We start from the raw sequence: 13,846 nt of genomic DNA, 5'->3' as shown, positions 1-13,846 counted from the left end.
GCGTCACCTGCCGGGGCTCGTGGAGGGCTGGTCTGCCGGGGTACGAGTGGTCGTCGATCCGCTCGGCCCGGCCGCGTCGGCGCCCGACGCGGACGTACTCGGTGTGGCGGCGGGCGTGCCCGCCGCGCCGCCCGGAGGGGTGGGGCCGGGCGAACCGGAGAGCGCCGCCGGGCTCGCGGTGGTCCGCGGCGGCGGTGCGGGGGTCTGCGGCGGTGCGGGGGTCTTCTGCGGCGGTGCGGGGGCCGGCCCGGCGGTGGCGGCCGAGGGAACGCCCCGGACCGTGCCGTCGGGGCCCAGGAAGACGGGGCTGCCGCCGGGGACCATGCCCAGTTCCCTGGCCCGGCGGGCCAGGGCGTCGGGCTCGGCGGAGCTGTCGACATCGCGCTGGAGCGCCTGCTGCTCGTCGGTGAGGTCCGTGGTCCGCTTCTTCAGCTCGCTCAGCCGGAACGATCCTTCGTTGAGCGCGGAGTTCAGCAGGAGCAGGGTGATCAGGCCGCCGCCCAGGAGCAGGACCACCAGCAGGACGAAGGGGGTCCGGGCCGCGTTGCTCGGCCCGGCCGGCATCAGCCGGGTGAGCCGTGCGGCACGCCCTTTCAGCTGCCCGGCCGCTTTGCTCACCGCACCGCCCCGTCCCTGGGGCGTGTCCGCGCACCGGGGCTCCAAGGGCTCATCGCTCCTCCGCCCGGATCCGCTGGGCGCCACGCAGCCGGGCGGGGGCGGCGCGCCGGTTCTCGGCGACCTCCTCCTCGGTGGGCAGCTCGGCGCCCCGGGTGAGCAGCTTCAGCCGGGGCTGGTAGCGCTCGGGGACGACCGGCAGCCCGGCCGGGGCGGTGTTGGCGGCGCCCGCCGCGAACACCTGCTTGACCAGCCGGTCCTCCAGCGAGTGGTACGAGAGGACGGCGATGCGCCCGCCGACGGCGAGGCTCCGCACAGCGGCCGGGATCGCCCGTTCCAGCACGCTGAGCTCGCCGTTGACCTCGATGCGCAGCGCCTGGAAGGTGCGTTTGGCGGGGTTGCCGCCGGTGCGCTTGGCGGCCTGCGGCAGCGAGTCACGGATCAGCTCGACGAGCCTGGCACTGTTGCTGAAGGGTTCCTTCTCGCGCTCGCGGACGACGGCGGAGACGATCCGCTTGGCCTGCTTCTCCTCGCCGTACGCCCGCAGGATCCGGACCAGTTCGCCGGGCGGATAGGTGTTGAGCACCTCGGCCGCACCCATGCCGGTCGACTGGTCCATCCGCATGTCGAGCGGGGCGTCCTGGGCGTACGCGAATCCGCGGTCGGCCTCGTCCAGCTGCATGGAGGAGACACCGAGGTCGAACAGGATCCCCTGGACCTTGGGGACGCCGAGCCGGTCGAGCACCTCGGGCAGTTCGTCGTAGACGGCGTGCACCAGTGTGGCGCGGTCGCCGTAGGGGGCGAGGCGCTCGCCCGAGAGGCGCAGCGCCTCCTTGTCCCGGTCCAGCGCGATCAGCCGGGCGGTGGGGAAGGCGGAGAGCAGCGCCTCGCTGTGTCCGCCGAGGCCCAGCGTGCAGTCGACGACCACGGGCGGCTGCGGTCCCGGTGCCTCAAGAGCCGGGGCCAACAGGTCCAGGCACCGCTGGAGCATCACCGGGACGTGTCGGGTCTGGCTCATGCGCCCTCTCAGGCTCAGGTCCCGGGTGGCGGCACGTACGGCCTGGTCCCCGCCCGCTCGCGAAGGGGAGGTCCGCCGGCGCCGGGGAAGTGGCGTCAGCCGACCGGCGGGCGGGAGAGGGCCGGGCCGTACGTACGCCGCGCACACGGGGAAACTTCGGAATGTGCAGGGTGTCGGTAACTTCCCGTCACTTTAGACCGACCGGCAGGCGGTCTTGGCCCACCCTGCCATTCGATCGATTCCCGATCAATCAACCCGGCAGCGCGTCGTCCCTCCCTTTTGTTCACCCGGTCGGGTGACCGAGTGTGAGGCTTGTGGGTTACCTCACAACAAACACCGTTGACGTTCTTTGTCCGCTTCCACGCCACGCCGGAGCGGCCGACCCGGGCTAACGTCTTGTCCATGTCGACTTCCGCGCATTCTCCTGCCGAGCCGTCCGTTCCCGTCACCGGCCGGGCCGGCACCGGCGGCACGGTCACCGACCGCCTCGTCGAGGCGAACGTCGAGTACGCCTCCGAGTTCAGCGATCCCGGCATGGACGCGAAGCCGGTGCTGCGCGTCGCCGTGGTCGCCTGCATGGACGCCCGGCTCGACCTGCACAAGGCGCTCGGCCTGGCGCTCGGCGACTGCCACACCATCCGCAACGCGGGCGGCGTGGTCACCGACGACGTGATCCGCTCACTGACGATCAGCCAGCGGGCCCTCGGCACCCGCAGCGTGATACTGATCCACCACACGAACTGCGGTATGGAGTCGATCACCGAGGAGTTCCGTCAGGAGCTCGAGGGGGAGGTCGGCCAGCGCCCCGTCTGGGCCGTGGAGGCGTACAGCGACGCGGACCAGGATGTGCGGCAGTCGATGCAGCGCGTCCGCACGTCGCCGTTCCTGCTGCACAGCGATGACGTGCGCGGCTTCGTCTTCGATGTGACCACCGGTCTGCTGCGCGAGATCTTTCCGGCTTCCTGACCTCCGGAAGGTCTCCGCCGGGCATCAAAAAAGCCGACCCAACCCGACATATCGGCCCCAGTTGTCCCAGGCAAGTGACACGAAGCGGTAACGGCAACAAGAATGCGGGTGTGACACCCCGTCGGACGTCGTCAGGCGAGGTGTCCGTATTTCGGGGTGGGCCGGGCCGCACAGGAGCACCGGCCCGTGACAGGGGAATCCCGTGCTCCTGGTGAGCGTGGGGCAGGGCCGAGGAGGGCCGGGTGACGACCTATGACGATCGAGCGAGCCTCACAGATCTGACCACCACAGCGGAGCGGGTGCGCAGGTCGGTGGAGAGTGTGATCGAGGGCAAGCCTGAGGTCGTACGGCTTTCGCTGACCGTGCTGCTCGCGGAGGGGCACCTGCTGATCGAGGATGTCCCCGGAGTCGGCAAGACCATGCTGGCCAAGGCGCTGGCGCGGTCCATCGACTGCTCGGTGCGGCGTATCCAGTTCACACCTGACCTGCTGCCCTCGGACATCACCGGGGTGTCCATCTTCGATCAGCAGCGCCGCGAGTTCGAGTTCAAACCGGGCGCGATCTTCGCCCAGATCGTGATCGGCGACGAGATCAACCGCGCCTCGCCCAAGACCCAGTCAGCGCTGCTGGAGTCGATGGAGGAGCGCCAGGTCACGATCGACGGGCACAGCTACGAGCTGCCCGACCCCTTCATGGTCGTGGCCACCCAGAACCCGGTGGAGATGGAGGGCACCTACCCGCTGCCCGAGGCCCAGCGCGACCGGTTCATGGCCAGGGTGTCGATCGGCTACCCAAGCCCGGAGGCCGAGCTCCAGATGCTCGATGTGCACGGCGGTGTCTCGCCCCTGGACGACCTCCAGCCGGTGGCGCACGCACACGACATCGTGAAGCTGATCGAAGCGGTGCGGACGGTCCACGTCGCCGACGCCGTCCGCCGGTACGCGGTGCAGCTCGTCGGGGCCACCCGCAGTCATCCCGATCTCAGGCTCGGCGCCTCGCCGCGCGCCACTCTGCATCTGCTGCGCGCGGCGAAGGCCACCGCGGCCCTGAGCAGCCGGGACTACTGCCTGCCCGACGACGTGCAGGCACTGGCGGTCGCGGTGCTCGCACACCGGCTGCTGCCGACCGCGCAGGCCCAGCTGAACCGCCGCACCGCCGAGCAGGTCGTGCTGGAGATCCTCCAGCAGACACCGGTGCCGACCGCGGCGGGCGGTGCGGCCGTCCCGATGCCGCAGCATGAGCCGGGCGGCGCGTACGGCAGTCGGCAGCAGCCCGGCGCGCGGCGGCTCTGATGAGCGCCGGGGGGGCAACCGCGATGGACGACAGCGACGACAAGGGCGGTCTGCGGGCCGCGCTGAGCGGGCTGACCACGCGCGGACGGTCCTTCCTCGCGGCCGGTATCGCCGCCGCGGCCTGTGCGTATGTGCTGGGCCAGGGGGACCTGCTGCGCGTCGGACTGCTCCTCGCCGTGCTGCCGCTGGTCTGCGTGACGGTGCTCTTCCGGACCCGCTACCGGGTCGCGGGCACCCGGCGGCTCTCGCCGTCCCGGGTGCCCGCGGGCACCGAGGCGCGGGTCCATCTGCGGATGGACAACATCTCGCGGCTGCCCACCGGTCTGCTGATGCTCCAGGACCGGGTGCCCTACGTACTCGGTCCACGGCCCCGCTTCGTCCTGGACCGGGTCGAGGCGGGCGGCCGGCGCGAGGTCTCCTACCGGGTGCAGTCCGATCTGCGGGGGCGCTATCCGCTCGGTCCGCTGCAGCTGCGGCTGAGCGATCCGTTCGGGATGTGCGAGCTGACGCGTTCGTTCAGCGCGTACGACACGCTCGTCGTCATCCCGCGGACCGAACCGCTGCCGCCGGTGCGGCTGGCGGGCGAGTCCTCCGGGTACGGCGAGGGGCGGCAGCGGTCGCTGGCGCTGGCCGGCGAGGACGACGTGATCCCGCGCGGCTACCGGCACGGCGACGATCTGCGCCGCGTCCACTGGCGCTCCACCGCGCGCTACGGCGAGCTGATGGTGCGCCGCGAGGAGCAGCCGCAGCGGGCCAGATGCACGGTGCTCCTGGACACCCGGCAGATCGCGTATCAGGGGACCGGGCCCGACTCGGCGTTCGAGTGGGCCGTATCGGGGGCCGCCTCCGCGCTGGTGCACATGCTGGAACGGGGCTTCGCGGTCCGGCTGCTGACGGACGAGGGCAGCGCGCTCCCGAGTGAGGGGTCGGGCGGTTTCGCCGGCTCCGGCCAGGACTCCGCGGCCGCGGCCGGGCTGATGATGGACACCCTCGCCGTCGTCGACCACTCCGACGGGGGCGGTCTCTCCCGTGCGTACGACGTGCTGCGCGGCGGCAACGAGGGCCTGCTGATCGCCTTCCTCGGCGACCTGGACGAGGAGCAGGCGGCCGTGGCCGCCCGGATGCGGCAGCGCAGCGGTGGTGCCGTCGCGTTCGTGCTGGACAGCGCCGCCTGGGTGCACGGTGAGTCGCCCGCCACCGAGGCGGCGTCCGAGCGGCGGCTGCGGCTGCTGCGCGAGTCGGGGTGGACGGCGGTTGCGGTGAGGCCCGGAACGGATCTCGCCCGGCTGTGGCAGCAGGCGAGCCATCTGGGTTCGCTGACGCAGTCCGCCGCCGTGGGCGGCGCGACGGGCGGTACGACAGGTTTCTCCAGTGGTTGGTCATGAGGGGACGGTCATGAGCGGTCGTGGTCGGCTGGCGCTGTGCGCCTTTGCGGCGACGCTGATGGCGGCATGTTCGATGCTGCCGCTGGTCGACCCGGTCAGCTGGATGGTGCAGGCCGCGTTCCTGCTGGCCATCCAGTTCGGGGTGGGTGCGCTCAGCCGCCGGGTGCCGCTGCCTCGGCTGCTGACCGTCGTCGCGCAGATGCTGGTCACGCTGGTGCTGCTGACCGTGGCGTTCGCCCGGGAGCAGGCGGTGGCGGGGTTCCTGCCGGGTCCGCAGTCCGTACGGCTGCTCGTGGATCTGCTGTCCGCGGGGGCCGATGACGTCGGCCGGTACGCGATTCCGGCGCCGGCCACGGCGGGCATCCGGCTGATGCTGGTGGGCGGTGTGCTGCTGGTCGGTCTGGCGGTGGACGTGCTGGCGGTGACGTTCCGCAGTGCCGCGCCGGCCGGGCTGCCCCTGCTGGCTCTGTACTCCGTCGCGGCCGGGCTGTCGGACGGCGGCGCGGACTGGCTGTGGTTCCTCCTCGCCGCCTGCGGCTATCTGCTCCTGCTGCTGGCCGAGGGGCGCGACCGGCTCTCCCAGTGGGGGCGGGTCTTCGCCGGAGCGGCCCGGCCCAGCGGCGGCCCGGCCGGTGGCAGCCTCTCGGGCGGCGGGGCGCTGGCCCCGGTGCGCACGGGGCGCCGCATCGGCGCGCTGGCCCTGGGAATCGCCCTGGCCGTACCCGCGGCGCTGCCCGCTCTCGACAGCGGTCTGCTGGCCGGCACGGGGGCCGGCAACGGCAGAGGGGGCGGTGGCGGCACCATCTCCGCGGTGAACCCGCTGGTCTCCCTGCAGAACAACCTCAACCAGCCGGAGAACCGGCAGGTGATGTCGTACCGCACCAACTCGAACAGTCCGCAGGACTTCTATCTGCGCATCCTGGCGCTGGACCAGTTCAACGGAAACGAATGGCGGGCGTCGACCCGCCGGCTGAAGGACGTGCCCAAGCGGCTTCCGAGCCCCGGGGGTCTGTCCCCGGAGGTCGCGGTCACGGAGATCAGCTCGAACATCTCCGCGTCCCGTTCCTACCGGCAGACCTATCTGCCCCTCCCCTATCCGGCGACCGAGGTCAGGGTCGGCGGGCGCTGGCGGTACGAGTCGGAGGGCCGCACCCTGGTCGGTGACGACGGGGAGACGACCCAGGGGGCGCAGTACGAGGTCTCCAGCCTGGTCGTACAGCCGACGTCGGACCAGCTCGCCAACGCGGGACCGGCCCCGGCCGCCCTCCAGCGCGAGTACACCCGGGTGCCCGGCTCACTGCCGAAGGTGGTCAAGGAGACGGCCGACAGGGTGACGCGGGGCGCCGGTACCGCCTACGAGCAGGCGGTGAAGCTGCAGGACTACTTCGCCTCGGACGGCGGGTTCACCTACGACACCTCGGTGAACTCCGGCACCGGCAGCGCGGCGATCGGCCGCTTCCTCAAGGACAAGCAGGGCTTCTGCGTCCACTTCTCCTTCACGATGGCCGCGATGGCCCGGACGCTCGGAATCCCGGCCAGGGTCGCCGTCGGCTTCACTCCCGGTACCGCGCAGTCGGACGGTTCGATGTCGGTCGGGCTGCGCGACGCGCACGCCTGGCCGGAACTGTATTTCGAGGGCATCGGCTGGACCCGCTTCGAGCCGACGCCGACGCGTGGCACCGTGCCGTCGTACACCCTGCCGGACGCCCCTTCCGGCGATCCGGCCGATCCGGCCCGCCCGGAGACGGGCGCGTCGGCCGCGACGCCGGTCGCCCCGTCCGCCTCGGACAGCTGCCCGCCGCAGCTGCGCAAGCAGGGCGAGTGCGGCAGCACGGTGGCTCCGGGAGCGGTGGGGCCGACGGATTCGGGGACGCCGGCGGGCACGGTGCTCGGCGTGACCCTGCTGGTGCTGCTCGTACTGCTGCTGCCGTCGCTGCCGATGCTCTGGCGGATCAGGGCCCGGGCCCGCAGGCTGAGCTTCTCCGCCGGGCGTACGCCGGGCGACGCCACCGCCAGAACGCTGGCGGCCTGGCGGGAGATCACCGACACGGCGTGGGACCACGGCATCGCCCCGGACGAGTCGCTGACCCCGCGCAGGGCCGCGGCCCGGATCGTGCGGCTGGGGCACCTCGACACCGAGGGGGCCGAGGCGGTCCACCGGGTGGCGGGAGCGGTGGAGCAGGCGCTCTACGCGCCGGAGCCGCGGCCCGAGGCAGGGCTTTCGGAGGATGTGCGGGCGGTACGGACCGCGCTGCGGGCCTCCGTCGGCCGGTTCACCCGGCTCCGCGCGGTCATGGCTCCGCGATCGGCCATTCGGGTGGTGTGGGCGGCCTCGGATCGCCGGGCAGCCCTGACCGCCAGATGGAGCATGCCCCGACGCCCCGCCTGGCTGCGACGCCCGTCCCGCCAGGAGGGCTGACCCGCCCGGTGTCCGGGTGGGCTGCGAGCCCACCCGGACGCTGTGGCCGGCCCGCCCAGGGGTTCTTCCGGCCCGCCAGGGGTTTGCGGCGTCTCCTCCGGCCCGCCCGGCGATCGAAAGCACACCGCCCGGCCGGCGCCCCGGCGCGGACTCACGTGTGAGGGGCGGTCGCAGAAATGCGACCGCCCCTCACACATCAGTGTCCGAAGCTCTTAATGGCCCTGCTCATCGCGGCGACGCTGCCACCGCTGCTCGATCCGGTTCATCACGGTCCGGCGCTGTTTGGGCTGTCGACGCTCGCCCCCGCCACCGGTTCCGGCTGTCTGTTGCTCACCGGGCTTGGGCGCTTTGCGCCAACCGGTGACCGCGAGCACCGCGCAGCCCAGCATGACGAGGAACCCCACCACGCTGATCCAGATCTGCTGGGCGACCATTCCGGCCATGAGGAGCGCGATACCCACCAGGAAGCCAGCAACTGCCTGGTAGACCCGTCGCCGGGTGTACGTACGCAGCCCGCTTCCCTCGAGCGCTGTCGCGAACTTGGGATCTTCGGCGTACAGCGCTCGCTCCATTTGCTCGAGCATTCGCTGCTCGTGCTCCGAGAGCGGCACGGAGTCCTCCTCGTCGTCGGCCGCGGGGGGCGGCCGGTATGCGGCCCTTCCAGGATAGGCAGGGAATCGTCCCCGTGAAACCCGCCCTCATTGCCAATCAGCCAGTCCGGGCCGCCACGACGGCTCAGCTGCTGAGGCGTTGATTCCCCAACCTCCGATCCGTCATGCCGGATGGTGTCCCCCGATCATACGGGGCCGAGGCCCCGATCGGGGCTGCTGGGCCGTACTCCGTCTGCGGCTGCGTTGCTGATCAGCCGCGCTAGCGGCGTGATAGGGCCGGTGCCTCAGGCGGGCTTGGTGCCCAGAACGTGCAGCTGGGTCGCCACCGCGTGGAAAGCGGGCAGTTCGGCAGCCGCCGTCTCCAGCTTGAGCAGGGCTTCCATCGCACCGGGCTCGGTGTCCACCAGGACGCCCGGTACGAGGTCCGCGAAGACGCGTACACCGTGGACCGCGCCGACCTCGACACCGGCCGCCGAGACCAGCTCGGTGAGCTGCTCCGCCGTGTACCGCCGGGGCATCGGGTCGCCGTCGCCCCAGCGGCCCGCCGGGTCGCTGAGCGCCTGCCTGGCCTCGGTGAAGTGACCGGCGAGCGCACGGGCCAGGACCGCGCCGCCCAGCCCGGCGGCGAGCAGGCTGAGGGCACCTGCCGGGCGGAGCGCGTCGACCGCGTTCCGTACGCCCTCGGCGGGGTCGTCCACGTACTCCAGGACGCCGTGGCAGAGCGCCGCGTCGTAGCCACCGCGCTCGACCACGTCGAACAGGCCGAGGATGTCGCCCTGGACACCGCGGACACGGTCGGCGACGCCGGCCTCGGCGGCGCGGCGCTCCAGCGCGAAGAGCGCGTTGGGGCTGGGGTCGACGACGGTGACCCGGTGGCCGAGGCGGGCCACCGGTACGGCGAAGTTGCCCGTGCCGCCGCCGGTGTCCAGTACGTCCAGGGCGTCCCTGCCGGTCGCCTTGACCTGACGGTCGAGGGCGTCCTTGAGGACCTCCCAGACCACGGCGGTACGGAGGGAGGCGCGGGGGCGCAGCTGGTCCGACACGGCAGTTGTCTCCTCGGCACGGTGCCGCCGCTGACGGCGGAGCGTGAACAGCGCAGGTGATAGGTCCCGACCACCCTATTGCCTCACGCCGCCCGCGCCGTCCTCACTCGTCGGGCCGCTCACCGCGGGGCTGCGGAAGCACCGGCTGGAGGACCAGCAGCCGCTCCACCAGGCGCAGGAACATGGCCGCGTCCCGCAGCAGGTCGTCCGCGTCGCGCCGGCCGGCCGCTCCGGGTATGCCCGCTTCCGCACGGGCCCGCCGCCGGGCACCCGAGGCGAACAGCGCGCTCCACTCGGTCAGCTCGGGGGCGATTTCCGGGAGGACCTCCCAGGCGCTGCGGATCCTCTCCCGGCGCCGCCGCGAGGTCTCGGGGCGCCCCCGGACGGCGAGGACCGCGGCGGCGGCGCGCAGCGCGGCGAGGTGGGCGGTGGCATACCGCTCGTTGGGCACGTCGAGAACAGCTGCCTCTTCGAGGCCGGCGTGGGCCTGGGCGAGGAGATCGAGAGCGGCGGGCGGCGCCGTGGCGCGCCGGAGAACGGGGTGGACATCGTGCGCCGGACCGGTCGGTGAGGGGGCAGGGCCGTCTGCGCGGCGTCGCGGAGCGGCTGCTGCGGACGAGTGGGCCATGACAGAACCTCCTGTCTCGTAACGGCTTCGTGGCCGTCTGTATCCATCGTGACGGCCACCACTGACAATCGGCTTCGATCACCGCCTGACCTGGGGTTTTGCTTCGATCGCGAGTTCAGGCTACCTTTTTGCACTGACCAGTCAGTTCAAAGAACGGAGAGGGCCTGTGGACAGCCCGCACGGGGCAGCTGTCGCCGCCGAGAACCTCGGGCTCAAGGGGCCGCGCGGCTGGGCCTTCCGCGGTGTGACCTTCAGCGCCGGGCCCGGCTCCCTGATCGCGGTCGAGGGCCCGTCCGGCTCCGGCCGCACCTGCCTGCTGCTCGCCCTCACCGGCCGGATGCGCTCCACCGAGGGCCACGCCGAGACCGGCGGCCTGCGCCTGCCGCGGCGGGCCGCAGCCGTACGGCGCATCGCAGCACTGGGACCCGTGCCCGGGGTCAGCGAGCTCGACCCGGCCTTCACGGTCGCCGAGCACCTGCGCGAACGCGCCCTGCTCCAGCGCCGCTACGACGGCTCCCCGCGCGCCCTGCTGCGTCCGCGCCGCGAGCGCGCCGCCACGGCCAGGGCCCGGATCGACGCGGCGCTGGACGCCGCCGGCCTCGACCCCGCCACCCTGCCCAAGGCCGAGCGGACCTCCGTACGGGATCTGGAACGGCTGGAGGCGCTGCGGCTCTCGCTCGCCCTCGCGCTGATCGGCCGGCCTGCGCTGATCGCGGTGGACGACGCCGATCTCAAACTCTCCGGCGCCGAGCGCGCCGAGGTCTGGGAGCTGCTGCGCTCCCTCGCCGCCGGCGGCACGACCGTGCTGGCCGTCTGCAGCGAGGCCCCCGAGGACGCGCTCACCGTACGCACGGACACCACCGGGGCTGCGCAGCCCTCCAGCAGTACCGACAACACCGAGACCCCCGACGCCGCGGAGCCGGCGGACCCCACGGACGACGAAGGGACGGCCGATGCGTTCGCCGAGACTGGCCACTCTTGAGCTGAGGCGCTTCGGCAGGGGGCGGCTGCCGCGCGCGGCACTGGCCGCACTTCTGCTGCTGCCCCTGCTCTACGGCGCCCTGTACCTGTGGTCGTTCTGGGACCCGTACGGCCGCCTGGACCGCATCCCGGTCGCACTGGTCAACGACGACAAGGGCGCGTCCGCCGAGGGAAAGCGCGTCGCGGCCGGGGACGAGATCACCGGCAAGCTGCTCGACTCCAAGGTCTTCGACTGGCACGAGGTGAGCTCCGCCGAGGCCGACAAGGGCGTCGAGGACGGCACGTACTACCTCTCGCTGACCATGCCGTCGGACTTCAGCAAGCGCATCGCGTCCAGCGCGGGCGACTCCCCCGAGACCGGCGCCCTCCAGGTGCGCACCAACGACGCGAACAACTACATCGTCGGCCAGATCTCCCGGACGGTCTTCTCCGAGGTGCGCACCGCCGCCTCGGCCAACGCCTCGCGCGGCTTCCTCGACCGGATCTTCATCAACTTCTCCGATCTCCATGACGCGACGGCGAAGGCCGCCAAGGGCGCCGACGACCTCAAGGGCGGGATCGGCAAGGCGAAGAAGGGCTCGAAGGACCTCGCGGACGGGCTGAAGGACGCGAAGGCGGGCAGCGACAAGCTGGCCGGCGGCATCGTCAGACTGAACGCGGGCGCGGGCGATCTGGAGACCGGCTCGCGCCAGGTCGCGGGCGGCACCCAGTTGCTCGCCGACAAGGTCAACGGGGTGGCGGCCGACGTCCGCCCGTTCCTGAAGGACAACGGGAAGTCGATCGGCGACACGGCCCGGCTGGTCTCCGATTCCTCGCAGACCGTACGGGACAACCTCGACGCGCTGGTGAAGGCCGCGCCCGCCGCCGCCACCGCCGCGCACACGGCCTCCGACGATCTCACCGATGTCCACCGCACCCGGTGCGAGGAGCAGCCGCTCCCCGATTCCACCGTCTGTGAGCCGCTGAAGCGGGCCGTGACGGCGGCGGCCGATGTCGCGGCCGTGGCCGACGATGTGAACGTCCTGGTCAAGAACCAGCACGGGGACCTCACGCAGTTGCGCGGTCAGCTGGCCACCCTGCAGAAGCAGGCCGACGCCCTCGCCGAGCGCTCACCGCATCTCGACGAGGACCTGGACAGCGCGGTCAAGAAGATCAACGCGCTCAACACCGGTGCCCACAAGGTCGCCGAGGGCGCCGATCAGCTGCACACCGGCCTGTCCACGGCCAAGTCGAGCTCGGCAGAACTGAACACCGGCGTCGGTGACCTCAAGAAGGGCGCGACGAGCCTGGACAGCGGAATGATCCGGCTCGGCGACGGTTCGGCCACGCTCGCGCAGGGCCTCAACGACGGGGTCGGCAAGATCCCCGACTACGACGAGAAGGACCGCGACGCCCGTACGGGAGTCATGTCCGACCCGGTGCAGCTGGCCTCCCGGTCGCTGCACGCCGCGCCCAACTACGGCACCGGCTTCGCCCCCTACTTCATCCCGCTCTCCCTCTGGGTCGGCGCGATGGTGGCGTACATGCTGATCCAGCCGCTCAACCGGCGCGCACTGGCGGCCGGGGCCCCGGCCTGGCGGATCGCCCTCGCGGGCTGGCTGCCGGTGGCCGCGATCGGTCTGCTCCAGGTGGCCGCGCTGATGTCCGTACTGCACTGGGGGCTCGGCCTCCAGATGGTCCGGGCCGCCGGGACGATCGGCTTCCTTGCCCTGGTGACCTGTTGCTTCGCCGCGATCGTACAGTGGCTGAACGCCCGCTTCGGGGCGGCGGGACGCATCCTCGTACTCGCGGTGCTGATGCTCCAGCTGACCTCGGCCGGGGGTACGTACCCCGTGCAGACCAGTCCGGGCTTCTTCAACGCGATCCACCCCTATCTGCCGATGACCTACGTCGTCGAGGGGCTGCGCCGGCTGATCACGGGCGGCGGGCTCGGCCCGGTCTGGCAGGGCTGCGCGGTGCTGCTGGCCTTCACCGCGGGCGCGCTCGCGCTGACCGCCGTCTCCGCGCGCCGCAAGCAGATGTGGACGCTGGACCGGCTGCACCCGGAGCTGAGCCTGTGAGCGCTCCGGGACCTGTGAGAATCAGGAGCATGGAAAGCAGTAGCACCACGCGCCGCCAGGCCACCCGGCAGAAGCTCTACGAGGCGGCCGTGACCCTCATCGCCGAGAAGGGCTTCTCGGCCACCACCGTGGACGAGATCGCCGAGCGCGCCGGGGTCGCCAAGGGCACGGTCTACTACAACTTCAAGAGCAAGACGGAACTCTTCGAGGAGCTGCTGCGCCACGGCGTCGGGCTGCTCACCTCCTCGCTGCGCTCCGCGGCCGAGGAGACCGACGAGCGCGGTGGCAGCCGGGTCGAGGCGCTGGACGCCATGATCCGGGCCGGTCTGGCGTTCATCGACCGCTATCCCGCCTTCACCCAGCTGTACGTGGCCGAGCTGTGGCGGACGAACCGGGCCTGGCAGGCGACCCTGCTGGTGGTGCGCCAGGAGGCCGTCGCCGTGGTCGAGGGAGTGCTCAAGGAGGGTGTCGCGGGCGGCGAGCTCAGCGAGGAGATCGACATCCCGCTGACGGCGGCCGCGCTGGTCGGCATGGTGCTGGTGGCGGCGCTGGACTGGCAGGCGTTCCAGCCGGAGCGGTCGATCGACGACGTGCACTCGGCGCTGTCCCTGCTGCTGCACGGGCGGGTCAGCGGGCGCTGACCCGCGCCCCGCGCAGCGGCCCGGACGCACGACGGCGCCGGTCCGACGGGGCTCGATCCCCCCGAGCCCCGCCCGACCGGCGTCATCCGTGCTGCCGGAGAACCTTCCCCCGTGACCCCGCCGTCCCCCGTGGTCCCGGGTCCTCCGTCGCGCACCCCCGTTCCGGACGGGGCACCACGCCTGCTCC

The 13,846-nt window shown here is 72.3% G+C and carries 12 protein-coding genes; 7 read left to right on the top strand and 5 right to left on the bottom strand.

All coding sequences use genetic code 11. The features are described 5' to 3' along the window. Positions 1–3 precede the first annotated feature (3 nt). Together OG322_RS28640 and rsmH are read right to left on the bottom strand one after the other, a co-directional pair. Positions 4–564: a cell division protein FtsL gene (locus OG322_RS28640; RefSeq protein WP_329307779.1), complete on the bottom strand. Its 561-nt coding sequence runs from the start codon at positions 562–564 to the stop codon at positions 4–6. 103 nt (positions 565–667) lie between these two features. Beyond that, the gene (rsmH, locus tag OG322_RS28635; protein ID WP_123470001.1) at positions 668–1,633 is read right to left on the bottom strand and encodes a 16S rRNA (cytosine(1402)-N(4))-methyltransferase RsmH; all 966 of its coding nucleotides are present in this window, start codon (positions 1,631–1,633) and stop codon (positions 668–670) included. Positions 1,634–2,035: 402 nt separating this feature from the next. On the opposite strand from rsmH, the gene OG322_RS28630 reads away from it, so the two are divergent. The 4 genes from OG322_RS28630 to OG322_RS28615 all read left to right on the top strand — a co-directional run bounded on the left by OG322_RS28630 (position 2,036) and on the right by OG322_RS28615 (position 7,695). Continuing rightward, the gene (locus OG322_RS28630; protein ID WP_266412222.1) at positions 2,036–2,599 is read left to right on the top strand and encodes a beta-class carbonic anhydrase; all 564 of its coding nucleotides are present in this window, start codon (positions 2,036–2,038) and stop codon (positions 2,597–2,599) included. A 242-nt stretch (positions 2,600–2,841) separates the two neighbouring features. After that, the gene (locus OG322_RS28625) at positions 2,842–3,891 is read left to right on the top strand and encodes an AAA family ATPase (RefSeq protein WP_123470005.1); all 1,050 of its coding nucleotides are present in this window, start codon (positions 2,842–2,844) and stop codon (positions 3,889–3,891) included. Further along, the gene (locus tag OG322_RS28620) at positions 3,891–5,276 is read left to right on the top strand and encodes a DUF58 domain-containing protein (protein WP_123470008.1); all 1,386 of its coding nucleotides are present in this window, start codon (positions 3,891–3,893) and stop codon (positions 5,274–5,276) included. Before OG322_RS28625 ends, OG322_RS28620 begins: the two co-directional genes overlap by 1 nt. Positions 5,277–5,286: 10 nt before the next feature. Further along, entirely contained in the window at positions 5,287–7,695 is a 2,409-nt protein-coding gene (locus OG322_RS28615; protein ID WP_123470011.1) for a transglutaminase TgpA family protein, read from the top strand. Positions 7,696–7,907: 212 nt separating this feature from the next. Here the strand turns inward: OG322_RS28615 and OG322_RS28610 are convergent, their stop codons facing one another. The 3 genes from OG322_RS28610 to OG322_RS28600 form a co-directional block, all read right to left on the bottom strand. Beyond that, positions 7,908–8,306 carry a DUF3040 domain-containing protein gene (locus tag OG322_RS28610; protein ID WP_123470013.1) on the bottom strand — a complete coding sequence of 133 codons (399 nt, stop codon included), beginning with the start codon at positions 8,304–8,306 and terminating at the stop codon, positions 7,908–7,910. A gap of 284 nt (positions 8,307–8,590) precedes the next feature. Further along, positions 8,591–9,349 (bottom strand): methyltransferase, encoded by a 759-nt coding sequence (locus OG322_RS28605; protein WP_123470015.1) that lies wholly within the window; start codon positions 9,347–9,349, stop codon positions 8,591–8,593. 103 nt (positions 9,350–9,452) lie between these two features. Next, positions 9,453–9,977, bottom strand: coding sequence for an SAV_6107 family HEPN domain-containing protein (locus OG322_RS28600; protein ID WP_123470018.1), 525 nt, complete (start codon positions 9,975–9,977; stop codon positions 9,453–9,455). 166 nt (positions 9,978–10,143) lie between these two features. On the opposite strand from OG322_RS28600, the gene OG322_RS28595 reads away from it, so the two are divergent. From OG322_RS28595 to OG322_RS28585, 3 genes are read left to right on the top strand one after another with little or no spacing between them, the layout of a single operon-like run. After that, positions 10,144–10,959, top strand: a complete 816-nt coding sequence (locus tag OG322_RS28595; protein ID WP_266412219.1) for an ATP-binding cassette domain-containing protein — start codon at positions 10,144–10,146, stop codon at positions 10,957–10,959. Then, the gene (locus tag OG322_RS28590) at positions 10,931–13,018 is read left to right on the top strand and encodes a YhgE/Pip family protein (protein WP_123470023.1); all 2,088 of its coding nucleotides are present in this window, start codon (positions 10,931–10,933) and stop codon (positions 13,016–13,018) included. Before OG322_RS28595 ends, OG322_RS28590 begins: the two co-directional genes overlap by 29 nt. A 29-nt stretch (positions 13,019–13,047) precedes the next feature. Beyond that, positions 13,048–13,659: a TetR/AcrR family transcriptional regulator gene (locus OG322_RS28585; RefSeq protein ID WP_123470026.1), complete on the top strand. Its 612-nt coding sequence runs from the start codon at positions 13,048–13,050 to the stop codon at positions 13,657–13,659. Positions 13,660–13,846: the final 187 nt, after the last annotated feature.

The organism is Streptomyces sp. NBC_01260, from assembly GCF_036226405.1.
GTDB classification, from domain to species: domain Bacteria; phylum Actinomycetota; class Actinomycetes; order Streptomycetales; family Streptomycetaceae; genus Streptomyces; species Streptomyces laculatispora.
Note: the sequence above shows the minus strand (reverse complement) of the source record. Positions and strands in the feature narration are given on the sequence as shown.